The organism is Pelatocladus sp. BLCC-F211 (assembly GCF_041928655.1).
GTDB lineage: Bacteria > Cyanobacteriota > Cyanobacteriia > Cyanobacteriales > Nostocaceae > Pelatocladus.
The window spans coordinates 1-25478 of record NZ_JBHFLM010000026.1; the positions used below are offsets into that span (position 1 = coordinate 1).

Annotated in this window: 22 protein-coding genes; 7 read left to right on the forward strand and 15 right to left on the reverse strand. The window is 40.9% G+C overall.

The window, feature by feature from the left end; genetic code table 11:
- Positions 1 to 446: 446 nt before the first annotated feature.
- Together recF and ACE1AT_RS01905 are read right to left on the reverse strand one after the other, a co-directional pair.
- Positions 447 to 1580 (reverse strand): DNA replication/repair protein RecF, encoded by a 1134-nt coding sequence (recF, locus tag ACE1AT_RS01900; protein ID WP_374865623.1) that lies wholly within the window; start codon positions 1578 to 1580, stop codon positions 447 to 449.
- Between the two features lie 162 nt (positions 1581 to 1742).
- The gene (locus tag ACE1AT_RS01905; RefSeq protein ID WP_374865624.1) at positions 1743 to 4631 is read right to left on the reverse strand and encodes a cation-translocating P-type ATPase; all 2889 of its coding nucleotides are present in this window, start codon (positions 4629 to 4631) and stop codon (positions 1743 to 1745) included.
- A 292-nt stretch (positions 4632 to 4923) separates the two neighbouring features.
- Here ACE1AT_RS01905 and ACE1AT_RS01910 point away from each other — a divergent pair, with 292 nt between their 5' ends.
- A complete protein-coding gene (locus ACE1AT_RS01910; RefSeq protein ID WP_374865625.1) occupies positions 4924 to 6594 on the forward strand; it encodes a transglutaminase domain-containing protein in 1671 nt (556 codons plus the stop codon).
- Between the two features lie 401 nt (positions 6595 to 6995).
- Here the strand turns inward: ACE1AT_RS01910 and ACE1AT_RS01915 are convergent, their stop codons facing one another.
- A complete protein-coding gene (locus tag ACE1AT_RS01915; protein WP_374865626.1) occupies positions 6996 to 7823 on the reverse strand; it encodes a PD-(D/E)XK nuclease family protein in 828 nt (275 codons plus the stop codon).
- 675 nt (positions 7824 to 8498) lie between these two features.
- On the opposite strand from ACE1AT_RS01915, the gene ACE1AT_RS01920 reads away from it, so the two are divergent.
- Positions 8499 to 8777, forward strand: a complete 279-nt coding sequence (locus ACE1AT_RS01920) for a DUF1049 domain-containing protein (RefSeq protein ID WP_374865627.1) — start codon at positions 8499 to 8501, stop codon at positions 8775 to 8777.
- Between the two features lie 99 nt (positions 8778 to 8876).
- On the opposite strand, the gene ACE1AT_RS01925 is transcribed toward ACE1AT_RS01920, so the two are convergent.
- The 4 genes from ACE1AT_RS01925 to plsX form a co-directional block, all read right to left on the reverse strand.
- Positions 8877 to 9515 (reverse strand): lysophospholipid acyltransferase family protein, encoded by a 639-nt coding sequence (locus ACE1AT_RS01925; RefSeq protein ID WP_374865628.1) that lies wholly within the window; start codon positions 9513 to 9515, stop codon positions 8877 to 8879.
- A 151-nt stretch (positions 9516 to 9666) separates the two neighbouring features.
- Positions 9667 to 10545 (reverse strand): ACP S-malonyltransferase, encoded by an 879-nt coding sequence (gene fabD, locus ACE1AT_RS01930; protein ID WP_374865629.1) that lies wholly within the window; start codon positions 10543 to 10545, stop codon positions 9667 to 9669.
- Positions 10546 to 10748: 203 nt separating this feature from the next.
- Positions 10749 to 11741, reverse strand: a complete 993-nt coding sequence (locus ACE1AT_RS01935; protein ID WP_374865630.1) for a beta-ketoacyl-ACP synthase III — start codon at positions 11739 to 11741, stop codon at positions 10749 to 10751.
- A gap of 121 nt (positions 11742 to 11862) precedes the next feature.
- Positions 11863 to 12906, reverse strand: a complete 1044-nt coding sequence (gene plsX, locus ACE1AT_RS01940) for a phosphate acyltransferase PlsX (RefSeq protein ID WP_374865631.1) — start codon at positions 12904 to 12906, stop codon at positions 11863 to 11865.
- A 603-nt stretch (positions 12907 to 13509) separates the two neighbouring features.
- Between plsX and ACE1AT_RS01945 the strand changes: the two genes are divergently transcribed.
- Positions 13510 to 14832 carry a D-alanyl-D-alanine carboxypeptidase gene (locus tag ACE1AT_RS01945; RefSeq protein WP_374865632.1) on the forward strand — a complete coding sequence of 441 codons (1323 nt, stop codon included), beginning with the start codon at positions 13510 to 13512 and terminating at the stop codon, positions 14830 to 14832.
- Between the two features lie 270 nt (positions 14833 to 15102).
- Here the strand turns inward: ACE1AT_RS01945 and ACE1AT_RS01950 are convergent, their stop codons facing one another.
- From ACE1AT_RS01950 to metG, 6 genes are all read right to left on the reverse strand, one after another.
- Positions 15103 to 15513 (reverse strand): type II toxin-antitoxin system HigA family antitoxin, encoded by a 411-nt coding sequence (locus tag ACE1AT_RS01950; protein WP_374865633.1) that lies wholly within the window; start codon positions 15511 to 15513, stop codon positions 15103 to 15105.
- A gap of 81 nt (positions 15514 to 15594) precedes the next feature.
- Entirely contained in the window at positions 15595 to 15897 is a 303-nt protein-coding gene (locus ACE1AT_RS01955) for a type II toxin-antitoxin system HigB family toxin (RefSeq protein WP_374865634.1), read from the reverse strand.
- A gap of 118 nt (positions 15898 to 16015) precedes the next feature.
- Positions 16016 to 16258: a hypothetical protein gene (locus ACE1AT_RS01960; protein WP_374865635.1), complete on the reverse strand. Its 243-nt coding sequence runs from the start codon at positions 16256 to 16258 to the stop codon at positions 16016 to 16018.
- Positions 16259 to 16414: 156 nt separating this feature from the next.
- The gene (lptC, locus tag ACE1AT_RS01965) at positions 16415 to 17764 is read right to left on the reverse strand and encodes an LPS export ABC transporter periplasmic protein LptC (RefSeq protein ID WP_374865636.1); all 1350 of its coding nucleotides are present in this window, start codon (positions 17762 to 17764) and stop codon (positions 16415 to 16417) included.
- Positions 17761 to 18390, reverse strand: a complete 630-nt coding sequence (locus ACE1AT_RS01970; RefSeq protein WP_374865637.1) for an NYN domain-containing protein — start codon at positions 18388 to 18390, stop codon at positions 17761 to 17763. The genes lptC and ACE1AT_RS01970 overlap by 4 nt, the downstream gene beginning before the upstream one ends.
- Before the next feature lie 151 nt (positions 18391 to 18541).
- Positions 18542 to 20137 (reverse strand): methionine--tRNA ligase, encoded by a 1596-nt coding sequence (gene metG, locus ACE1AT_RS01975; RefSeq protein ID WP_374865638.1) that lies wholly within the window; start codon positions 20135 to 20137, stop codon positions 18542 to 18544.
- 793 nt (positions 20138 to 20930) lie between these two features.
- On the opposite strand from metG, the gene ACE1AT_RS01980 reads away from it, so the two are divergent.
- From ACE1AT_RS01980 to ACE1AT_RS01990, 3 genes are all read left to right on the forward strand, one after another.
- Positions 20931 to 21653 (forward strand): lysophospholipid acyltransferase family protein, encoded by a 723-nt coding sequence (locus ACE1AT_RS01980; RefSeq protein WP_374865639.1) that lies wholly within the window; start codon positions 20931 to 20933, stop codon positions 21651 to 21653.
- 161 nt (positions 21654 to 21814) lie between these two features.
- Complete coding sequence (locus ACE1AT_RS01985; RefSeq protein ID WP_374865640.1) at positions 21815 to 22642, forward strand: alpha/beta fold hydrolase; 828 nt, start codon at positions 21815 to 21817, stop codon at positions 22640 to 22642.
- A gap of 48 nt (positions 22643 to 22690) precedes the next feature.
- Complete coding sequence (locus ACE1AT_RS01990; RefSeq protein ID WP_374865641.1) at positions 22691 to 23137, forward strand: GNAT family N-acetyltransferase; 447 nt, start codon at positions 22691 to 22693, stop codon at positions 23135 to 23137.
- Positions 23138 to 23150: 13 nt separating this feature from the next.
- On the opposite strand, the gene ACE1AT_RS01995 is transcribed toward ACE1AT_RS01990, so the two are convergent.
- Together ACE1AT_RS01995 and ACE1AT_RS02000 are read right to left on the reverse strand one after the other, a co-directional pair.
- Entirely contained in the window at positions 23151 to 23804 is a 654-nt protein-coding gene (locus ACE1AT_RS01995; protein ID WP_374865642.1) for a glutathione S-transferase family protein, read from the reverse strand.
- A gap of 6 nt (positions 23805 to 23810) precedes the next feature.
- Entirely contained in the window at positions 23811 to 24083 is a 273-nt protein-coding gene (locus ACE1AT_RS02000; protein WP_374865643.1) for a hypothetical protein, read from the reverse strand.
- Positions 24084 to 24249: 166 nt separating this feature from the next.
- Here ACE1AT_RS02000 and ACE1AT_RS02005 point away from each other — a divergent pair, with 166 nt between their 5' ends.
- Positions 24250 to 25140, forward strand: a complete 891-nt coding sequence (locus tag ACE1AT_RS02005; RefSeq protein ID WP_374865644.1) for a LysR family transcriptional regulator — start codon at positions 24250 to 24252, stop codon at positions 25138 to 25140.
- Positions 25141 to 25478 lie beyond the last annotated feature (338 nt).

Genomic DNA, 25478 nt, shown 5'->3' on the forward strand with positions numbered 1-25478 from the left:
GTAAATTATCATCGGTTTCGACCTAACCAACTACTCTTTTATGTTAACACATCGTGCATAATATCTGTGTGAAGATACTGAAAACTTTGTGTCGTGGAAGGATAAATCCTTCACTGGTGGCTTTCATCCCGTGGCTCAAGCCACAGGGTTTTCAACCTACGCTCTTATAAGCAAGGAGGGAAAGCTGATTTGCAGAAAGCTGCTGAATTATTTAAGCAGGAAGGCAGAATGGATGCATATCAAAAAACCCTGGAAACAATGCAAGAGCTTCAAAGAAATGGATTGATATAAGTAAGACAGCGCAAATAATCAAAAATTTGTAGTGTAGATGCTCGTAAGAACGGCTTCGGTGTAGTAAGGACTAAAGTCCTTACTACGAACTTATTTTAATATTTTTACATTAATTAACATACTTTGATTTATTCTCACCGACTTACTTATTATTTCTAAATTCCTAATTTTTCTGTTGATATTTCACCACTTTTAACATAAAAAATCTGGGAAGAATTCAACCATTGGGAATCAAAAGCACCCAAATGAGTAGTAGTAATTATTGTTTGAAAACGGTCTTGAATTGTATCAAGTAATTGATTTTGACGAGATGGATCTAGTTCAGCTAAAACATCATCAAGAAGTAGCAGTGGTGGTTCTCCCACAACTTCTTCAATTAATTTTAATTCTGCTAGTTTCAAAGCTAATACTAGGGTTCGTTGCTGACCTTGAGAACCATATTGACGGGCTGGTGTTTGATTAATGATTAATTCTACTTCGTCCCGATGTGGCCCAACCAAAGTAGTACCTTGGTGCAATTCAGCAATAGTTCGTTGTTGCAACTTTTCTAGAAAGGCTTGCTGTACCTTTTCTGGATAATTTTGTTCTAAAGGAACATTGGGTGAATATTTAATTTGCAAAATTTCTTTACTGCCACTAATGCTAGCGTGCCACATTTTGGCAATCGGAGCGAGTCGTTGTATGGCTCGTTCTCTGCGCCGAATTACTCGCGTACCTGCGATCGCCAACTGTGTATCCCATATAGCTAATTCAGATTGTAAAGACGTTGTATACAACGTCTCTACATTGCGTTTCAAAAAGGCGTTTCGCTGGCGCAATATTTGATGATATTGTTGCAAAATGTGCGCGTATACTGGTTCTAGTTGAATCAACAGAGTATCTAGCCAGTGACGACGACCTTCGGGACTTCCACGTACTAATTCCAAGTCCAAGCTAGAAAACTGCACGCCATTGAGGACACCGAGAAAGTCCATTTGACGCCGGAGGTTTTCGCCGTTGAGATTTACTGTACGGCGACCATTACGACGCAAAATTAAGTTTAGAGTACTAGTACCAGTTTCTCGTTTGAGAGAAGCACTAATTTGCGCGAGTTCTTCTCCTTCTTGCACTAATTCGCGATCGCGGAAAGTACGATGCGATCGCAATGTTGCTAATAACTCCACCGCCTCCAATAAATTAGATTTTCCCTGAGCATTATCACCCACCAAAATCGTTTTCGGAGCAGTAAACTCAACCTGCTGCTCTTTATAGTTACGAAAGTGTCGGAGGTGGAGGGTTTTTAAATACATAGATTGGGGATTGGGGATCGGGGATCGGGGATCGGGGATCGGGGGTTGGGGAAAGGGGATTGGGGAAAGGGGATTGGGCCATAAATCAGTTAACAGTTTAATTTGATAACTGATAACTGATAAGTCCCTAATCCCCGCTCCCCTTTCCCCAACCCCCGATCTCTAAACGGTTTTTTTGCCCATTAATCGGAAGACGATTTTCTCAATTTCAATCCACACAAACATTAAGGCACTGAAGCCAAGGCAAATCGCCAATTCCGGCAAAGTAATATAGTGTGTGCCGAAGAAATTACGCAGAGGAGGAACATAAACTAGCATCAGTTGTAAAATCGTGGTTAACACAACTGCTCCTAAGACATAGGGATTTGACAAAGGATTCATTTGTATTGTCAGTCGGGTGTTGGAGCGAATCGCGATCGCATGACCCATTTGAGCAAGACACAGAGAAGTAAATACCATTGTTTTCCAACGATCTTGACTCAATTGGTCGCTGTATATAGTTGTGGAATGATTGTAAGCCCACATCATCAAAATAATGGTAATGATCGCGAAAATAATCCCGATGCGAATCATGTAAGAACCCAAGCCTCTAGCGAAAATGCTTTCACGGGGACTAAAGGGGGGACGCTTCATCACGTCGGGTTCGGGGGGTTCTACAGCTAAGGCTAGGGCTGGTAAACCATCTGTTACTAAGTTCATCCACAGAATTTGCAGGGGTGTGAGGGGTACTCCTCCTAATCCTAAGATCGGCGCAGCTGCGATTGTCAGAACTTCACCAATATTACTACCCAGAATATATTTAATAAAACGGCGGATGTTGGTGTAAACAACTCGACCTTCTTCAGTGGCAGCAACAATGGTAGCAAAGTTGTCATCTAGTAGTACCATGTCGCTGGCTTCTTTACTGACATCAGTACCAGTAATACCCATAGCAATACCGATATCAGCTTGTTTGAGGGCGGGGGCGTCGTTAACACCATCACCAGTCATCGCTACAAATCTGCCGCGACGCTGTAAGGCTTGGACAATTCGCAGTTTATGTTCTGGGGCAACTCTGGCATAAATACTCACCAAGTCTACATTTTGCTCTAGGTCTTGGTCGCTCATTCGTTGCAGTTCTTGGCCTGTGAGGACGCGATCGCCTGCTTGGGCAATTCCTAGATCAGTAGCGATCGCTCGTGCTGTTAATTGATGATCACCAGTAATCATAATTGGTCGAATGCCTGCTTCTCGACACTCTTGTACCGCCGCCCTGACTTCGGGACGAGGTGCGTCAAGCATTCCGACTAAACCCACCCAGACTAATTCTTGCTCAGATGTCTCATCTGAACCTTCGCTGGGAATTTCTATAAGCGATTTATAGGCAAAACCCAGTACTCGCAGACCATTAGAAGCCATGCGATCGTTTTCTGCTAAAATTTCATCTCGCTGTTCTTGAGTCAGGGGAACAGCGCCATTACCTACATAAAGTTGAGTACAACGAGCCAAAATTAATTCTGGTGAGCCTTTGGTAAACATTAAATAGCCATGGGACTTCACCAAGTTGCTGATCGTTGGGTCAACTTCATTTAAAGGCGAGACACCTGTTTCTACTTGCTCAACCTTAGAAATCACACTCATCCGCTTCCGTTCTGAGGAAAACGGGAACTCACTCACGCGTGGCAATTTACTATCCCACTGGTCTTTTTCAATTCCTCCTTTGGCAGCCAGTGTCACTAAAGCGCCCTCTGTTGGGTCTCCTAAAATAGTCCACTGTCCTTGCTGCTGTTGCAAATGTGCATCATTACAAACAGCGCAAGCAACTAACAAGGCTTGTAGTTCTGGATTGTCTTGTACTTCAACTGGATGATTTTCGAGTTGAAACTCGCCTGTAGGAGCGTAACCTTCTCCTGTAACGCGGAACTCTTGGTGAAGAGAAGTTGTTTGATCTTGATTTGGGCTAGAAGCATGTGTGTAGACAGCTTGTACTACCATTTTGTTCTGAGTCAGGGTACCGGTTTTATCAGAACAGATTGTGGTGACAGAACCCAGAGTTTCTACGGCTGGTAGTTTGCGAATTAAAGCTTTGCGACGTACCATCCGTTGAGTTCCCAAAGCTAAGGTAACAGTGATCACTGCGGGTAAACCTTCTGGTACTACCGCCACCGCCATACTCAAAGAAACTTCCAATAATTCTGTTAAGTTGCCACCACGCAGCAAACCTACAATTACAACAATAGCTACTAATACTAAAGAACCTGTGACTAGGACATTGCCAAGCTGGGTCATGCGTTGTTGTAGAGGCGTGGGTTCACTTTCCACGGACTGCAACATGGTAGCAATTTTTCCCAGTTCGGTTGTCATGCCAGTGTTTGTTACCAGAACCTTGCCCCGTCCTTGAACAACTTCTGTACCCTGGAATACCGAATTGATGCGATCGCCAATTCCTGTATCTTCAGGTAATGTAGTTTTTGCCTGTTTGTTAACCGCTTCGGCTTCACCTGTGAGTGCCGATTCTCGGATTTGCAAGTTGGATGTTTCTAATAAAAGTCCATCTGCTGACACTTGCACCCCTGCTTCTAGCAGCATTACATCTCCCGGCACTAAATCCTTAGCAGCCACCTCTAATAGTTTGCGGTCACGAATGATGCGGACGTTGGGAGAGGAGAGTTTTTTTAGTGCTGCGAGAGCTTTTTCGGCACGGCTTTCTTGAACATAACCCAGGATACCGTTGAGGATCACAATTGCTAAGATGGCGATCGTATCTTTGAATGGTACTTCACCCGGTTTCAACCCGCCCTTTTGCAACGCCAGCAGGTCTAAAACCCCGGAAATAATCGCCACGGCGATCAGCATCAACAACATGATGTTTTTGAACTGATCTACCAAGATTTCCCAGGCGCTACGACCACCGGTTTCCTCAAGTTCGTTCGGACCGTACTTTTCCAATCGCTGTTGCACTTCTTGAGGTGATAAGCCAGTGTCTGCATTGGTGGAGAGCAGTTCTATTGCTTTATCAACTTCTAAACTATGCCAAGCGGTAGTTGAATCAGGCAGAGAATGAGCAGACATTGTGTAAGTTACAGGAAATGGTTACAGAATTCGATCATAATTTAGTGATAGCTATAAAAACCATCAACTAAAGTTACATTAGGAATATTGCTAAAAAGCGTTAATTTAAGTGTGATTCCTCACACCTCCCTAATTTTTCTACAGCAATATCCAAGTGTTATTGCTAGAGTAACTGCCTTTTATAGCACATCATCCTTGATAATTGTGAGTAATAAAAGTTGGGAGTTGAATTGCACAAAACATACCAAAATAAATTCCAGGCGTGCTAAACCTTTAAGCTAATTAGTTTAATATGAATTTTGCTCTTCCCAGTTTGACCGCTAGCCAGATGTTCGGGCAAAAAACAATTCGACCAATTGGTGCTGCCGTTTTGGGTGGCATTACTTTCTTCCAGGATACCCTGATTGCTATCGACTCTCCTAAAGGGTATCTGCTGCAAATAGATCCTGCCACTGACAATACCAAAATTCTCAATGCTCATCAAAGCAGAGAATTTACAGATGTCACTGGTTTGGCAATTTGGGAAGATACCCTCTGGGTGACAAGGGATAATAGTGTTTATTTGTGTAAACTAAATTCTTTGGGGCTGGAACATTTTGTTACCCTGCCTTACCCTGCTAATGGTATTGCTGTTTGGGAATCAACAGTTTATGTCAGTTGCCAAAAGTTGGGAGATATTTTAATTTTTAATCGCGATACCCGTAAAGAAATTACCAGATTTTACGCTCCTGGTGTAGGAATAGAAAATTTGGCTGTAACTGATGAAATTCTTTGGGCTTGCGATGCTACAGAACAAACTGTTTACTGCATGGACAGGGCGACAGGAGAAGTGCAATTTAGTGTACTAACACCATTTGAATCTCCTACAGGCATAGCAGTACAAACAGATACCAGTACAGGTCAACAAACTCTCTACGTCGCCTACGCTTCCGAAGAACCTTATGTTCGCGATAACCCGAATGCTGACCCTAACCACGAATTAGCATACCGCGATCGCACGTTTATTCACCCACTCCACTATCGTTATTTTCCAGACAAGCGCTACGCTCTTTCTAATGGCTATCTGCTCGAAATGTCTTATGTGGAGGAAATTGCCCCAATTGAAGAGGTTTACTTACAAGAACTAGAATGGCGTATTGCCCTACCCAGCGACACAGACCGTCAAAAGGTCAAACACGTTGAACCTGTGGGACTACCTTTTCAAGAAGAAATTATAGATGGGCAACGTGTGGCAGTGTTTAAATTTGATACCCTTACCCCAGGCGAACGACACATGTTTGGCTGGAAGGCAGTTGTGGAAGTCAGAGGTATCAAATATCGTCTCACTCCACCAGATGTAGAAGATATTCCTGAACTATCACCAGAATATCAAACTCGCTATCTCGTGGATGATGATGAATTGGCGATGGATACTACCATTGTCCGCCGTGCTGCTGAAGAAGCAATTGGCACAGAAACAAATTTGCTTCGGAAAATGTACAGTATCCGTAATTATGTCTACGACAAGTTGTCTTACGGTATTAAACCTCACATAGACACTCCAGACCGAGTTTTAGAAAGAGGCGTAGGTTCTTGCGGTGAGTACGTAGGTGTCTTACTGGCTTTGTGTCGCTTAAATGGCATAGCTTGTCGTACCGTCGGACGCTATAAATGTCCCACCTACGCAGAACACCAACATGTTCCCCTACAACCAGACTACAACCATGTGTGGTTGGAATTCTATATACCTGGTTTTGGTTGGTTGCCAATGGAATCTAATCCTGATGATATTGGTAATAATGGACCTTATCCCACACGGTTTTTTATGGGTTTGTGCTGGTATCACATTGAAATTGGTAAAGGTATCTCTTTTGAAACTTTAACTAGTAAAGGTGCGAGGCTGACAAAAGAAGAAATTTCTATTGGTGAGTTGGCAATTAATCACATTCGCTTCACCATTTTGGGAGAACTACCACCGTTTTAGCTCAATACGGTCTTTCATAGGCTGATTTTTGGCGATTCAACTTGGTGTCTTGGTGTCTTGGTGGTTAATAATAGATTTATTTTTTCACCACAAAGACACTAAGACACAAAGAAAACTATGCCTTCTGTAGGGGGTGAAATTTTTTCATTGGGACTGCCTTCTTCAATGCTCATTTTATCGATAATTATTGATCATAAGCTTTGGATTCAGCACGAGGTACAGAAGAGGGTGTTGCTGTAGATTTAGTGGCTGCGGGAATTCCTAAAGAGTAGATTGTTTTGGGGTTTAGAACTCTTGAACAGCGAAAACATACAGAGTTTGCGATTTCGTGACAGATTTCGAGCGATCGCTATTCACACTCATCAAAAAGCGATCGCAAGCCTGATTTTTTCTCAATCAGACTAGACTGTTTGTGAAGCCTTAAAAGCAGAAAATTCGCATATAGAATTAAATGGGCAAAATCGGCAGTGATAGCCAGGATTGGGTGGAAATATTTGGCTAAAATTCTGGCTTTCCCTTTGATATTTTTGCAAATCTTGTTGGTGTTTTTGAGCAATACTAGCTAACTCAAACTCAAGTAAATCTAATTCTCCTTTAGTAACACTAATTAATTCCGATTTTTTAGAAAATTCTAAATTATAAAAGGAAGCTATAGCTTTGTGTCTGGGGTAAAGATAACGAGCTGCCAAAAGATAAACTAATGCCTGACGACGATCAAAAGCAGATTTACCAGTTTTAAAATCTAAAATATGTAAATTACCTGAAGATTCGATGAAAATACAGTCCATCGCCGCATACAAGCGGAAACAATAATGCTTTTGATCAATTAAAATGGGTTTGGGAAATCCTTCATCACCACGGGTTAACAAGACAATACGTTTACCTGAAAGCAATGGTTCATTGTGGTATTTCTGCAAAATTTGCAACACACGCTGTTGCACTTCATCAGATGAATTGCTTAGTCTCAGTAATTCGGCAACTTTTTCTACGCCGTCTGACTGATTTAATAGGTATCTGTGATGATGAAATTCATAAACACCTTTTTGTGCTAGCAAGCCTATACGCTGGGGTGGTGTAACTTTTGTTAACAGTGCTTTAACTTGAGGTTCATGTTGGCGTGCTTTAATATATCCTCGTCTCATTTGACAGTGCCAACGTTGTTGCCCAGATGCGGGGGCAACTAAAGACCAAAGATGATAACTGGCAAAAGGTCGCTCTGGAGTTGACATTACTTAGCAACTGTGAGAGAAAAACGGAGCATAACATCAGCTACACAGGCTTTACTCACTTAGTAGCCAAGTAGCTAACCAAACTGCCATTTAAGTTATGGCAGATTCTGCTTGGACGGTAAAAATTGCTGAACGGTATTATGCGATCGTAATAGGTGACAATGCTAATTACTGAAATTCAGCTTGGAGCATTGATATTTACTACTAATTGCTAAAACCCAGCATCTGAGTATGGGATTAAATATATCCTTGATTTTGTTGTTATTGCCACTCTAGAAATTACTAAATACTATTGTGACAAATATCTAAGCTGTATCGGAGGCTTCGCTTACCAACATTTTTGCTGGCTACTCAATATCCACCTTTTCACATTTGAACCTAAACTAGACTAAATGCTAGTAGCCCCACATCTAACAGAATGGGGAGAATATTTGGAATACCTGGTTAAAAGTCTTGGTTCAAATTAAAGTACGATGCACTATATTGTACTCTTGGTCTACTTCTAGTGGTTGCGTACATGAAGATTTGCAACACTAATCTTGACCTATACTTTACAAATAGTTAGATAAATTCTCGTTTAGAGATAAAAAATACCTAAATAGAAATAATTATCACTTCTCAAAACTTAAAATAGGTGAAGAAAGTTTTGGCTATGGCAGCTCGTTATCAATCATCATGAAAACTCTTGCTACTCTACTGACAATAATTATTCTAGTTTTTTGGATAATGGCTGTTGCCCTTCTCTCAGTACAAAACGCCACGCCAATATCTTTAAAATTTCTAAGCTTTCAATCAATTCAACTTCCAGTAGGCTTATTACTGGCTTTCTGTGCAGCTGTGGGGATGGTTGGCATGGGATTACTACAACCATTGTGGGGGCTGGCTGGTTCTGAACAACGTAATTCTACTGCACAAGATGATGCAGAATTTTTTGTCGATGAGGAAGATTTTTAAGTCAGCTATTCACGAGAAAATCTCTCTAAGTAGCATGATACTGCCTCTTTCATATTCCCTGTTTCCTGTTCCACATTCCCCATTCTCCTTTCCCTATTTTCAACGTCCTTGTTCGTGTAGTGAATTAATTGCCATAGCACATTTTTGTGTTAATGCTTCTAATTCTTCTTTGTCTGTAGAAGTGGGTGCGGGTATCAGTTCACCAATTCTCACTGTCACGGGAACCGCACGAGGGATAACGACACCTTTTTCTTCTATAGCCTGTGTCCCCCACAAACAAACAGGTAACAATGGTGCTTGTGCTTTAGCGGCTATCAAAGCTGCGCCTCGTTTTGGATCTGTGATGCGTCCGTTAGGAGTGCGAGTACCTTGTAAAAAAACACCTACAGCCCATCCTTCATCAAGATATTTGAGGGCTGCACGAATAGCAGTGCGATCGCTTGTTCCTCGGCTGACTGGGTAAGCACCATATAATTCAATGGCTTGTTTTAAAACTGGGACTTTAAACAGTTCTTCTTTGGCCATATACGCCACAGGACGGCGTACACAGTTGGAAATAATCGGCGGGTCATAATTACTAGCATGATTGCTTACGACCACCAAAGGCCCGCTCAAAGGGACATTTTCTGCACCATAAATCTTACCCCGAAAGTAAACATTTAGCATGGGGCTAACAACAGACCACTTAAAGGCTTGGTAGAGTAATAGACTGGCTAACGGTTCGCGGTTTTTGCCCACAGAAGGTAATTGAAATCAGACCAAATTAACAATAAGCGATCGCCACTACTTTTGTACAACTTTACGCGCAATTCACTGAGGTTTCAGTAGGTCATAGAAATTTATGATTGCAATTATGCGATCGCTTCTCTAAGTCTCCAAATCGTAAAAGCTAAACAGGTAACTCAGCAAGATTACGGATATTTTCCAAAACTAAATTTGAACAAGTGCGTTTAATCAAGCCAGTTAAGACGTTACCAGGGCCAATTTCCACTGCTCGCTCAATCCCATTTTCTGATAATGCCAGTGCAATTTCTCGCCAGCGCACTCCCCCTGTCATTTGTTGGATGAGACGTTGTTTTAAAACTTCTGCTTCTGTCGCTGGAGTTGGTTCGACATTAGATAAAACCGGCACATTAGCTTTATGAAATTCTACCGAAGCTAATATTTCTTGAAACTCGTTTGCAGCTTCTGTCATCAAAGGTGAATGAAACGCACCAGAAACTTTGAGAGGCATTGCACGTTTTGCCTTTACTTGAGATATGACTGCTTGTACTGCTGTAGGTGTGCCAGAAATTACAACTTGGGCAGGGCTATTATCATTTGCCACAACAACATCAGGATTTTCGGCAATGACTTTTTCTAGTTGTTCCCGGTCAAAATTCATTAAAGCCGCCATCATCCCACCAACAGCGTTGTCCATCAGTTCGGCACGGCGTTTTACCAAACATAACCCCGCAGACCATTCAAACACGCCAGCAACGTAAAGAGCAATATATTCTCCTAAACTGTGACCAGCAACTAAATCTGGTTGTTCTTTTTCTCGTAGGAGATCAGCAAGAATGCTTTCTACCACATATAAGCAAGGCTGAGTGTAGAGAGTATGTGATAGCTTGTCAGCATCATTTTGACAAATCTCAATTACAGACCAGCCTAAAATTTCTTCGGCTTGAGCAAACTTTTCCTTTGCTAAAGGTAGATGTATCAAATCTGTTCCCATTCCCAATGATTGGGAACCTTGTCCGGGAAATACCCATGCGGTTTTTGTCATTAGTCAACAGTCATTTAGTCATTGGTCATTAGTCATTGGTCACTGGTCATCTGTCATTCGTCAAGAGTTATTAGTCATTGGTCATTAGCCAGATTATATTCTTTATTGCTTGTATATTAAGTAGTTGCTTGAAACAAATAACTGACAACAAAAAACGAGCAACTAAAATAAATGACAAATGACAAATTGACGAATGACAAATGTTACCGTCCCCATTTAAAAATTGCAGCTCCCCAAGTGAGTCCAGCACCAAAACCTGATGTGGCGATGATATCATTGGGTTTGATTTTGCCCTGCCGCACTGCTTCATCCAAGGCAAGGGGGATAGAAGCGGCAGAGGTGTTGCCATAGTAAGCCAGATTACTAATAACTTTTTGCTCCGGAATATTCAAGCGCTGGGCAACAGAGTCAAGAATACGCTGATTAGCTTGATGTAATAGTAGCCAGTCTATTTCCTCAATGCTGAGGTTTGCACGAAACAAGGCTTTATCGATGACTTCTGGCACTTGTTGGACAGCAAAGCGGTAAACTTCTTTGCCGTTCATGGTTATAGGTTGGAAGTTACCTCTACCAACAACAACACCTGGGAGTAGTTCTGTAGTGTCAGGTGTATAGGGAAGGTTGAGACAATCGTTTTGAGTGCCATCACTTCTGAGTTCAAATCCCAGTAAGCGATCGCTCTCATTTGCCTGCAATACTACCGCTCCAGCACCATCACCAAACAGCACACATGTGCGTCGGTCTTGCCAGTCTACCCAACGCGAGAGAATATCTGCTCCGATTAACAAAACATTTTGATATACACCTGTTTTGATAAATTGGGCCGCTGTTACCAATCCAAATACAAAGCCTGAGCAGGCAGCTGTCATATCAAATGCTACTGCTCTTGTTGCTCCTAACTTGGCTTGAATTTGACAAGCACTGCCAAACAAGTCATCGGGCGTGGAGGTTGCCAGTAAAATCAAATCTAACTGTTGTGGTGTAATTCCAGCCATGGCGATCGCCTGACTGCTAGCAGTAGTGGCAAGTTCGGTTAAAGATTCACCTGCTTTTGCCAAACGGCGTTCACGAATTCCTGTTCTTGTAGTTATCCATTCATCTGATGTTTCAACCAGTTCTGTGAGTCTTTGATTATCCAGAGAAGTAGCTGGTACTGCTGAACCACTTCCTGTAATTGCGATTCCTACGTTTTGCACTCCGGGTTCTCCCAAGCTATTAGCATTTTGTCATTTGTCAAAAGTCCAAAGTCCAGAGTCAATAGTCCATAGTTTAAGTTAATCAACCATTGACTGTTGACCATTGACTATTGACCATTGACTATTGACTGTTTTCGGGCAACAGTTGCCCGGAGGATTTTCTTTGATATTTAGATTGAATTCTTTGCAGCACCTGGTGATCCACAGCTTCTTTTGCTAATCGCATGGCATTATAAATTGAAGGTGCTTGAGAACTGCCATGACCAATAATGCAAATACCATCTACACCCAAAAGCAAAGCACCTCCATGTTCAGCATGATCCATCCGCTGTTTAATCCGCTTCAGGTTGGGTTTTAAAATTGCTGTACCGATTTGACCATGCAATCCTTGGGGTAATTCTTCCCTGACAATTTGCAGCATTACTTCTCCAATTGCTTCGGCAAATTTCAGCAAGACATTGCCTACAAAGCCGTCACAGACGATGACATCAAATTGACCAGAGAGTACATCGCGTCCTTCAGCATTGCCAACAAAGGCAATCTGAGAGTTTTTCCGCAGCAGTTGATGGGCGCGAACAGCTGCATCATTGCCTTTGCAGTCTTCCTCACCGATGTTCAATAAACCTATTTTTGGTTCAGGAACACCCAAAACATACTGACTATAAACCGACCCCATAACAGCAAACTGCTCTAAAAATTTTGGACGGCAGTCTACATTGGCGCCGACATCAAGTATCAGTACTTGCTTGCTAGCTATCATTGTGGGAAACACCGCACCAATTGCTGGGCGATCAATTCCCGGCAGTCGTCCCAAGCGGAGCAATGCTGCTGCCATTGCTGCGCCTGAGTGACCGGCAGAAATCACAGCATCTGCCTGTCCCTGCTTGACTAAATCCATCGCCACGTTAATCGAAGCCTTGGGTTTGCGTCTTACGCCGCTTAAAGGCTCCTCATCCATCGCGATCGCGTCCTCAGCCGGAACGATCTGCACCTGCCCCAAATTGGTCTTTGGTGGCAGCACTGCTTCAATTTGTTGGGGATCACCCACCAACAATACTTCCACACCCAACTCATCCCTAGCTCGTAGTGCGCCAGCGACGATTTCACCGGGTGCGTGATCCCCTCCCATTGCGTCAATTGCGATTCGTACGCAAGTCGATCCCATTGCTCAGAGCTTCTAGAAACCTTACAAATTTTACCAGATGCCTCTGCTGAAAGTAGTAGATTCGTGGTTGCTAAATTGCATCCGTCAATTCAAGACTGAATAAAAAAGTATAAATTGTAAAATAAACATCAGGATAAACCCTAGTGTTTGTGTTTACTTTATCCTTCATTTTTTGTCTTTTCTACTTTCAACCAAGCAACTAACAAGCCCAACATAACATGAATTACTCCCCATACATACTGAATAAATTACGTACTAGACTGATTTTTTGAGACTTTGTTTATTTATGGTTGGTTGTTGCTTGGTTGTTGGTTGGTGGTTGCTTATTAGTCGTTTGTGGCTATGCCTAATGCCCAATACCTCACTCTTGTGTTCCCTAATTCAAAAATTACCTGATTTGAAGTTGATTTTCCGCAGAACTCGAAAAGAAAGTAATCTACTTTTGTTTGACATTATTTATGTCTTCACAAACTGATGGCTAATAGCTAAAGTAAGCTTATTAAAATTAACTACGCAGTAAAAAAGAGCTAAAAAGCCTAAAATATATGCTTTACAGCCTTTTGTTTACAGTAGTATCTTTGCAGAAATTATGAGGAGTGAATCATGCTGGAGTTAATTGGTTCAGGTTTAGTTTCAATGTGGTTGGAGATGGCTGGAGTACACATCAAGCCTCTAGAACCGATAGATGTTTTGACTTTGCAAAGTAGCCCTAGCTTAATTGTTGCCCCTGACCCAAACCCAGCTGGAATCACTACAGTTCAACAGTATCTTCAAGGTCTAGCAACATCAAGATTAGTAGCGGCGAATACAGTCCAGAGTCAAGGGATTTGGATACAGTCAGGGCCAATGTTGATGGCAAATCACCAAGGTACTATTCCTTTACCTGCTGCTTCATTAACTAAGATAGCGACCTCTTTAGTTGCTTTTAAAACTTGGGGACCAAACCATAAATTTGAGACTTTAGTCAGCGCTACTGGACCAATACAAAACGGAGTGTTAAAAGGTGATTTAGTCATTATTGGTGGTGGCGATCCTTTGTTTGTTTGGGAAGAAGCGATCGCTCTTGGTAACACCCTCAACAAAATGGGAATCAAGCGAGTCCAAGGTAATTTAGTAATTACTGGTTATTTCGCCATGAATTTCCAACGAGATCCACTGTTAGCAGGACAGTTACTCAAGCAAGCATTTAATCACACCACCTGGACTCGTGGGATTACTTTTCAATACTCGCGAATGGCCAAAGGCACACCTAAGCCTCAAGTTGCGATCGCAGGTACTGTGAAAGTGCAAGCGCAACCAAATCCACAGCAAACTTTACTCGTGCGTCATTACTCTTTGCCTTTAAAGCAAATCATTAAGGAGATGAATGTTTTTAGCAACAATGACATTGCACAAATGCTAGCAGATTTGGTGGGAGGTCATTTTGTTGTCCAGTCAACAGCAGCCCAATTAGCCAGGGTTCCAGCGACAGAAATTCAGTTAATCAATGGCTCCGGGCTTGGAGTCGAAAATCGGATTTCTCCCAGAGCTGCTTGTGCAATGTTCATGGCACTTCAACAAGAAGCACTCACACACGGCTTAAATTTAGCAGACCTATTTCCCACCTCTGGGTTCGATCACCGGGGGACACTGCACGCCCGACACATTCCTGCTGCTACTGTGATTAAAACTGGTACTCTTAATGAAGTGAGTGCTTTAGCGGGAGTCATGCCTACGCGCGATCGCGGTTTGGTTTGGTTCGCCATCATTAACCGTGGCCCCTATGTACCCACATTCCGTTCTGAACAGGATAAGTTTCTACAACATCTGATCAAGCAACTCCAAATAGCTCAAAGCGTTCCTAGTGTTCTTACGCCTCACTTAGGTATCAATTATGTACCAAAGCTGGGTGCAGCTAATCGTAATGAAGTTTTATTTAGAAGTTAGTTAATTAACTCCAAATCGACGAATGTAGCGAGAACCAACACGTACGATCCAAATTTGCGCGTTTGGGTTACGAGCTTCCAGAGGAGCGCAAGCGGTAATCTCATCAGCATCAATTTCCCATACACCGGTTTCTTCCCATACACTGGTTTCAATGTCAATGGCAACAATTTGACCTATGTGATCTGGCTCAACGAGACGACGTAAATCACGCTCATAAATTTCATCCCCACGCTATAGCAAAGAAGAATTTGCTATGGCGTGGTTGCCGAATTACCATGATGACTTACTAAAAAAGACAGATGGGGAAACACTGAAAAATTCAGCTAATTTTTCAATGTGCTCCACAGTTAACTTGCGCTGACCATTAAGAATTGCGGACACAATTGACTCGGTTTTGAAAACAGGAACTAAGTCTTTTTGCTTGAGATCAAGTTCATCAATTAACGCCTTAAGCAACTCTACCCCCTTTATATCTGGAATTTGTACATATTTTTCCTCGTATTCATGAACAAGAATGCCCAACAAATTAAGATAGTCCTGTTCGTCTGATGTTATTTCACCAGAGTCAAGTAAACCATCAATAACTTCTTGAACTGCAAGTAAATCTGCCTCTGATTTGATTGGACGAGGCGGGAACTTGTGTAGAAGCTCAATATAACTATCAGATTTAGCAGCGAACATATGTCCTTTTCGCCCGTTAACGGCGGCGTCCCGGTGATATACTACAATTACGTCGGTTAATAGCGACGACCTGTTAGTTATCTACTCATACCAGTCATCCTTTTTCCAATCGTCCTTGTCATACTCTGCATGAGTAAGAATATTACGGATGAACACCTTCTGGTATTTGTAATCAATGAAAGCAATCAAGCGATATTTATTACCACCAATATTGAAGACTGTAAAATTGCCAACTTGATCAGCAGAGGCAAAAACTTCGCGTAGCTCTACAAAATTCTGCCAACCAGCAGTAACTGTAAGCTTGTACCAGAGGAGCAAACTAGTTTTAGAATCAGGATGCTTCTCCCAAAACTCTATAAGACGAGAGCGAGTAATAACGTGCATAACCAATATTCATATAAATGGGGCGAAAGCAAGGCATAATAAACCTCCATAACACGTAAACACTTGGTTACTACACTTTATCTGACCACTCGGTCAATCGCGATCGCTTGCCACTTGGCTACTTACAGTCATTGTCAGAAAGAGTTTTCCCGTACAAATATCGATCAATTTTCTCTGACCAATCAGACTCACCCTGCAATTTTAAAGACTGAGCAGTTTTAAGAAACGTTTTAGGTGGTTTTACTTCGTTGGGCAAAACACTTTCAACAACAATCCGCACCCTTGTACCTGCGGCTAGGTTTAAGGGTTCTTCTAGCTGAAGGGCTGTCCCATCAAATACGGCTTCGAGTTCTTGGAGCATTATTCGCTAAAGGTATTGTCTGTTTTTATTGTAGCCTGACCTTTATCTGCAACCGATAAGAAAACAAGGTGCGTTCCGTCCCGACTTTTCAAACATCCTCTTGGGTTGGTAATCGAAAAGTGGCGATCGCCTACTTTCTTTTTGGTTTACTCTTAATTATTGACTCTTAAATTTTTCTTTGGGAATAATCTCCGTCACTACTCTATTTTGTGAATTGCCACCACTAACAACTATGTTTTCTGTTTGAATATTACCGACAGCTTTTTCACCAATAAATGTCATCGGCGGGTCAACTTGTTTATAAACTACATTACCTTGAGCATCAATTAATTTCTGATCAAGATACCAAGTTGCTGTATTCGATTTGAGGGATTGGCGTTTCTGTCCCACACCGTTGACATTACCTGTTAAATAAACTGTTTTTTGGGGAATTCTCAATTCACCTTGATTAGCAGTAACTGTGACATTTTCAACTCGATGAAATACACGCACAGGAGCATTTGTCGTGACAATTTCTGTGTTCATATTCCAGTTCATAGAGTTGCTGACAATTTGCATTGGCGGTTCCAGCAATTCTATTTGGGCATTTTTTGTAATGCTAGCAATTTTAGTTTTTAAATTAACTTCGGCTGTATCTCCTCTACCACGGTCGGTAATTTGATTATTTTTATAACGGTCTATTTGTACTGGACGATCAGCGATGAGTTTTTCATCTTTAATCTGCCAAATTAAATGTTCTGTCCGCATTTGTAATGGTGGATCTTGAGAGTTCGCAACTACTCCCCCAGAAAAATCTATGCGTTGAGTTCGGGTTTTAACTCGTGCTTCCCTTGCTACTGCTTTTAGTTGTTTATGAGTTCCATTAATTTGGTTGCGGACAATTAATAAATCTTCTTGAGGACGCCATTCTAATTCATTACCGTGTAAGACAACACCATTGCTGGGATCTGTAGCAACTATCTTGCCTTTCAAAAATAATTGTTTACCATTTTGTTCAATATCAGCTTTTTCTGCTTGTACTTGGTAAACTATTTTTCCATCTTGGTATAACTCACCATAGGGAGTTTCAACCTGACCAATTTGTTTTTCTTTGGTGTATTTTGCTTGTTTTGCTACAACTTTCCAAATCGGTCGTCCAACTTCGTCTGCTTGTTCTAAAGTGACATCAAAGAAAGTTAATTTGCTATCTGCATCTTGAGGAGATACATTCTCCGCAGGTGATTTATTCGATGTGCGAGTTTGATCACTACAGGAAACTAGTCCAATTACAAGCGAGAGAGTTAAAAATAAAATCCTGAGACGGACGCCTAGAACGGAGACAAGGGAGGGGGGAGAGGGAGGTGACAAGGAGGACAAGGAAGACAAGGGAGATGGGGAAGACAAGGAGGATAAGGGAGAGGGGGAAGACAAGGAGGAAAGATTGCTCCCATCTCCCCCATGTCCCCCATGTCTCCCATCTCCCCCGTGTCCCCCGTGTCCCCTTTGTCCTTTGTGTTGCTGCTTCATTCTTGAACTTCCAACTGTCCCTCAATCTCTCTGGGTTGGTCTAAAAAATCCATACCTGTTAAGGGTCGATAGGGATAGCTTTGGCGTGGAGTTTTTTGGATATCTTCTTTGATGGCTTCTAAATCTATATAGCGATCGCTCACATTAATTAAACTATCACTAGTCATTGAACGCAAGCTGACTACTTCTACCCGCACGCCACGATAACTCACGGAATTGACTGCGTATGCCAGATCCCCATCACCACTGACTAAAACTGCTGTATCATATGAATCTACTAAAGCCATCATGTCTACCGCAATTTCTACATCTAAATTGGCCTTTTTAGAACCATCTGGTAGTTGGACTAAATCCTTGGCTATAACCCGATAACCATTACGACGCATCCACAGTAAAAAGCCCTGTTGCTTTTCGTTGGTTCTATCTACACCAGTATAAAAAAAAGCACGTAACAATCTAGAGCCGCCTGTTAATCTACATAGCAACTTGGTATAATCGATTTCAATACCTAATTGAAGTGCTGCATAAAATAAATTTGAGCCATCAATAAAAATGGCAACACGACCTCGATTCTCTAAAACTTGCTCTGGCGTGAAGATCGAGTCGTTTTCCAGATTATTCAACATTATTGTCATACCTCATTTTTATCAAAAAATAATTGATACTGAATTTTTGAGATTTACATAGAGTTTGAAGAACTTATGATAAGCTTTCAGGGCTAATTGCATCAGCCCTGACCAAGTAAACAAAATCAGAGATTGAAAGAACTAGCTAATATTATTTAGATGGTTCTATGCGTTTAAACACTGGAGAGGGTTCACCCAGTTTTTGTTTGTCGGTTAGCACTCCCCATGTGCCATGAATGGCAAAAGGAGCGGTAATGGAAGTTTGTGCTTGGTTATTAAAGTCGATTTCAAAACCTAGTTGCTGATAAATATTGTTACTGATGTTTGGGATCACTGGAGATAGGAGGTAAGCGGCCAATCTCACTGATTCCAAAACAGAGTACAATACTTTTTCTGTAGCTTGTTGCTGTCCTTGTTTGTATAAAGACCAAGGAGCTTGTTCATCAATAAATTTGTTGCTGGCTCGTACCAGTTTCAAGATTGTGTCACAAGCTTTATCGAACGCTAACGCTTGGTAAGCATTTTTTACCTGTTCCCCTAGACATAAACCGATTGATTTCAAAGGACTATCATTAGGTATATCTTCACTTGTAATTGGTGGCACATTGCCAGCACAATATTTTTTCACCATGCCTAAAGTACGATTGAGCAAATTCCCTAAGTCATTTGCCAAATCTGCATTTAGAACATCGATGAATCTACCTTCATTAAAGTCGCCATCTCTGCCAAATTCGATTTCCTTAAGAAAGTAATAACGAACAGCATCTGCACCGTAGGTTGTGGTTAAAGCCACGGGATCAACAGTATTACCAAGAGATTTGCCCATTTTCAGACCGTCTTTGGTTAAAAAGCCATGTCCGAAAACCTGTTTTGGTAGAGGTAAATCAGCTGACATTAGCATGGCAGGCCAGTAAACTGCATGAAAGCGCAAGATATCCTTACCAATTAAATGCAAGTTAATCGGCCACCATTTTGTTAAAGCGTTTTCTAGTGTTGGTTCTGCGTCTGGTTCCAACAATGCTGTGACATAACCTAGTAGCGCATCAAACCAAACATAAAGGGTATGATCCGGATCAGTTGGGACTCGAAAACCCAAATCTAAATTTACCCGTGAAATTGAAAAATCCTGCAACCCTTGTTTGACGAAGTTGAGAACTTCATTACGACGAGTTTCTGGTTGAATAAAATCTGCTTGAGATTGGTAGAGCGCTTCCAGCTGGGTTTGATACTTAGATAACTTGAAAAAGTAGTTCTTCTCGTCTCGCCACTCTGCTTCTTTGTTGGTATGGATTGGACAACGGTGTCCCTCTAGTAATTCTCGTTCTTCTTTGAATTCTTCACAGGAGACGCAGTACCAACCTTTTTGCTGTCCCTGGTAGATATCACCCTTCTCCCATACTCGTTGGAAGAATTCTTTGACTATTGCTTCGTGACGAGAATCGCTAGTCCGGATAAAGCGATCATATTTAATATTTAGCACTTGCCACAAAGAAACAAAGCCACTAGACATTTCATCGCAGAACTTTTGTGGCGATATACCTTTATTTTCGGCTGTTCGCTGAATTTTCAGCCCATGCTCATCTGTACCAGTGACTAGTAGTACTGGACGCCCTAAAAGTCTTTGGAAACGTGCCACCACATCGGCGGCGATAGTTGTATATGCACTACCAATATGAGGCAAGTCGTTTACATAATATAGCGGTGTTGTAAGTGCAAATGTTTTTTCTGTTTTATCCACTAGATTCATGCACAATAATATTATAAGTTGTTAAAACTATTTTCTATCTTACTTATTCAGGTAAAACCACGCAATTATATAACATAAGCACCTGATTTTCAACTTCTACTAGAATATTAACAAATTTATTTAGTTTAGAATTTGTTTTTTGTAGGTATAAATTCAGTTAATTTTTGCCAAAAAGACAGAAATTCGCAGCTATTGATTTCCCCGAAACTTCTTGGTTTAATTGCTTGTGACAATAGAAATATATATATTGTCATAAAAATAGGGATTACAAATAGGGGAAGGTCGGGACTGTGATCCCCAAAGAAGGTACAAGGGGAATTGGGGGAGAAAGATTTGCAAATAATGTTCATGAGATTTTCTCATAGCTGACTTCTACAAAAAATAAACGTTGAGATCAGGTGACACACAGAACTATTTTCATAATTTGTGATGAAGTTTGTTTGTCGCGCCTATCTTAAACAAGAGGTGTAAAACTCTTAGGAGTCGCGCAGTTGTCACATACAATTTTCATTTTTTGTTTGTAGTAAGTGGTTCTAGCCTTGATTGTGAGGACTCAAGTCATCAGTACAAACTTAAGATAATGTGCCAATTGCGTAAGTCCTAACTTTAATCAAAAGAGTTTTCACATTTTTTATCTGGTGACACCATAAATCAACCGCTCTTGGACAAAAAATTTTCCGAAGTTTGTATATCAAACATCTCTACCTTAAGGCAGTCCCAGAGATAGTAAACAAATGTAAAGATAGCGTGTAGATAAACACCTATATTTGTGAAATATTTATATTGAAGAGTTATGAGTGTAAACAGCCCCCTGGATATTTCTCACTGGTTGTTGGCGACACTCTCAACCAAGATGTTTCGCTACTATGAGGATCGCATCCCTCAAGATGCTAGCGTGTTGGTAGTGAGCAATCATCGTAGCTTCATGGATGCACCAATTTTGATGGCAGCACTTTCGAGTTCAATCAGATTTGCTTGCCATCATTACATGGGACAAGTACCGATTATGCGAGAGATAGTAGCAGGATTGGGATGTTTTCCGCTAGAGGCAAATCAACAACGTCAACAAAGTTTTTTTAAGCAAGCGCAACTTTTGTTGCAATCAAAACAGTTGGTTGGAGTTTTTCCTGAAGGGACAGAACCGATGGTGAAGTTTACCCAACCGAACTGGGTGGGTGAATTTCAACGGGGATTTGCTCATCTAGCATTGCGAGCAAATGTACAAGATTTAGCAATTTTACCAGTTGCGATCGCCTCCATAGAAGAAATTAACACATCAGCTGTTCCTCTCAAACTATTGAACTTGTTTGATCCTTCGGAACCGTTGTTTAATCAACCTGGTTGGCATCCTTTGGTCATATACAATCGTGTTGCGGTGTTGATTGGCCATCCTTATTGGATTAGACCCCAACACCAACAACTATATCAAGGCAAACAAGCTAAAACTGTTGTTGCTGAACTAACAGAACATTGTCATGGCGAAATTGCTAATCTATTACATGAAGGATGTTATTAACGTCATTTGTCATTTGTCATTTGTCATTTGTTAATAAGCCATAACTTATGACTAATGACCATTGTACAGACGCGTAGACGCTCGTAAGAGCGGCTTCAAGGTAAGAGTATCATCGCGTCTCTATTAATAACCAATGACTAACAACCAATAACCATTGACCAATGACTACACCAAAAGTATCACTACAGCCGTGTTTTTTGACTCCCAAACGTCTGCAACCAGAATATCCCTTGTTTGTATATTTACCTGGAATGGATGGAACTGGTCAATTATTGCGATCGCAAACAGCAGGTTTAGAAGCTGGTTTTGATGTTCGTTGTTTGGCAATTCCACGGGAAGATTTGACTAGCTGGGAAATATTAACTAATAATGTCTTGGACTTGATCCACACAGAATTAGAAAAAAGTTCCCAACGACCAGTTTATCTGTGTGGTGAATCTTTTGGGGGTTGTTTGGCTCAAAAAGTAGCTGTAGCAGCACCACATTTATTTGAAAGAATAATTCTGATCAATCCTGCTTCTAGTTTTCATCTTAGCCCTTTCTACGATTGGGCATCACAATTTTCTTATTTCGTACCATCATACTTTTTCGACATTGGTGCTTTGGGCTTGTTGCCATTTTTAGCAACATTGTCACGTATTTCGAGAAGCGATCGCCAAGAATTGCTCAAAACAATGCGTTCTATACCTTCAGAAACTGTTCTGTGGCGATTATCTTTAATTCGAGAATTTCGTGTTGATGAAAAACAATTACGTCTACTAACTCAACCTGTTTTACTACTTGCTAGTAATCAGGATCGACTTTTACCTTCTCTGGCGGAAGCGCAAAGATTAGCAAAGATTTTACCTGACTCCAAAATTGTGGTATTGCCTGAAAGTGGACATGCTTGTTTATTGGAAACAGATATGAATCTCTACAAAATTATGAAAAAATATAATTTTTTGGATAATAGTGTGAAAGCAGCTGAAGCGATGCAAGTTGGAGGATAAAATCAATTATTTTGATTAATAAACAAGAATTAAATTAATTATTTTCTCATGAATTATCAAGTTGTAGAACAACTAACTGAAATTCAGATTTTAGATTTATTAGATTTATACAAAAATGAATTCTGGAGTCACAAGCGTACTCGTGATCAAGTCGAGAAGATGCTAGCAGGATCAGATATTGTGATTGGATTGGTTGATGAATGCGATCGCTTGATTGCTTTTACTCGTGTTCTCACAGATTTTATCTATAGAGCCACTATTTATGATGTTATCGTCAAACCGAGTCACAGAAATATGGGACTTGGGGCTAAATTGATGGAATTAGTGATTAATCATCCTAAATTAGGCTCTGTTGAAGTGCTTTCTCTTTATTGTTTACCAGAGATGATAAACTTTTATGAACGTTGGGGTTTTACGACTGATGTAGATGAGTTACGCTTGATGTTCCGTGGTCATAAAATTCATACTAAAAATATTTACAATCCCCTCCTTTAAAATAAACAAATTTCTAAAATTCAAAAGCAGGAATAATTTCCTGTTCTGCTTTACCTGCTGAGATCCATTCTTGCAATGCTGGGATTGCTAAAATTGCTTCTACATAATTTTTAGCAATATGATCTAATTGCACATCATAGGTCACAAACCTTAAAACAACTGGAGCAAACATGGCATCAGCAATGGTAAATTGACCGAATAACATATCGCCATCACTCCCAAATTGATCTCGACAATCTCGCCAGATAGTAGTGATGCGATCAATGTCTTTTTGTACTCCAAGTGCCATCCCTTTACCAGGAAGTTTAGCACGACAGTTCATCGGCATATTTTGACGTAAATTTTGAAAGCCAGAGTGCATTTCGGCGCTAATACAACGAGCAATTGTCCTAGCAGTTTTCTCTTTTGGCCACCAATTAAAATGGGGAAATTCTTCAGCTAAATATTCACAAATTGCTAGAGAATCCCACACTTGTTGATTCCCGTGTAATAAAACAGGTACTTTCCTTGATGGAGAATATTGACTAAGTTGTGATGCAGCTTCTGAAGTATATAAAGGAATACGAATTTCCTGAAATTCTAGACCAAATTGCTTCATTGCCAACCAAGGACGAAGTGACCACGATGAATAATTTTTATTGCCGATGACAAGAGTTAAATCTGGCATTTGACATTACCGATAAAGTTGTTCAATCCATGCAAGGATATCAGATTCTGAACCTGACATAAAAGATTTGCCTGTCATGGGATCGTAGGCTTGCCAATAATGATTACCGTGACGATCTATTTTCTGTTTAACTTGTAATTCTTGGCTAGCTACTAAATAATTAATGATTTCTTGCCAAATCTTCCGCAGCTTTTTCTGGAAAAATGACAGATGCTTATAACTAACTTCTAGTTCTAATTCTCTGTCACTACTTTGTAGACGCATCCTATTATTTGTCATAGAATTGCTCCTGAATGATCATCCACAATCAAAACTGTAGCAACGTCTCACTCAGCAATCAAATCATGGCTTGTATAGATTATATAAATGTGATTTATAGATAGTAAAAATCTATTGATACAATCTATTTGGGAAAAACAAATCAGATTCTGGATTGGAATTAGCGATGAAACTCTCCCAGATCCGAGCCTTAGTTGCAGTGGCGGAGTGTGGTAACTTTAGTGAAGCGGCGAGTGAGTTACAGCTTTCTCAACCAGCAATTAGTCATGCCATTGCTACCCTAGAAGAAGAATTAGGTGTACCTTTATTTGCCAGAGGTCGCTACGGTGCTGTTTTAACACCAGCAGGGGAGCGCATTTTGTATCATGCTAAGACAGTTCTGCAACATTTAGAGATGATGCAAGAAGAAGCAAATCTGCATAAAGGTTTACATGGTGGTCATGTACGCATAGCCTCTTTTCGCAGTGTCGCCACTCATTTATTACCACAAGTGATCGCCAAGTTTCACCATCAATTCCCAGAAATCGCTGTCACCATCATAGAACGCCTCGCTTACTTAGATGTAGAACAATGTTTACGTGAGGGACGCGCCGATATAGGTATTACTTATCTACCCACAGGTGAAGAATTTGAAACTTGGGAAATTCTCCGAGATGAGTATGTTGCTTTATTACCACCCCATGCCAAAATCAAGAATTCCCAAATTACTTGGCAAGATTTAGCAGTTTATTCACCAGTCATGTTGGCTTGCTTACCCTGTGGACGACCTCTACACGAACACATCAAAAATTTAGCACCCTTTTTGAATACCGCTAGTCATATTCAAGAAGACTCTACTATTGTCAGCATGGTCAATCAAGGACTCACCGCTGCTATTCTCCCACGTTTAGCAGCAGTACCAATTCCTCCAGAAGTGCAGGTATACAAACTACCAATACCGCTAAAAAGAGTCATAGCGATTGCAGTTTTATCCAACGCTTTACATATCCCTGCGGTTTTTAAATTTTTAGAATTGTTAAAAAAATTTGATTTTCAAAGTTTAGCTGACTCCACTTAAGCTTTGATTGACAATTGTGGGGTTTTGTACCCCATTCAAAACTCAGAATTCATCGATAATATATTTTTAGTAAAGCTCTTGTGAGAACTCCCGAATCTCACATGTTGTCCGTATAATTACTCATCATCAAAAATTCTCTGCGTTTTCACCTCACCACGCTAGGTGTGTTAATTAATGATTATTAAGAGTATTTCAACGCAATACGGTTCAGTTAAGAAGAAATGTAGGTTGGGTTGAGCGCAAGCGAAACCCAACAAAGCCTTGATAATGTTGGGTTACTCTGCGATCAGCCGCGCAGGGCGCGTCTACGTTCCTCAAACGCCAGGTGCTACAACTCT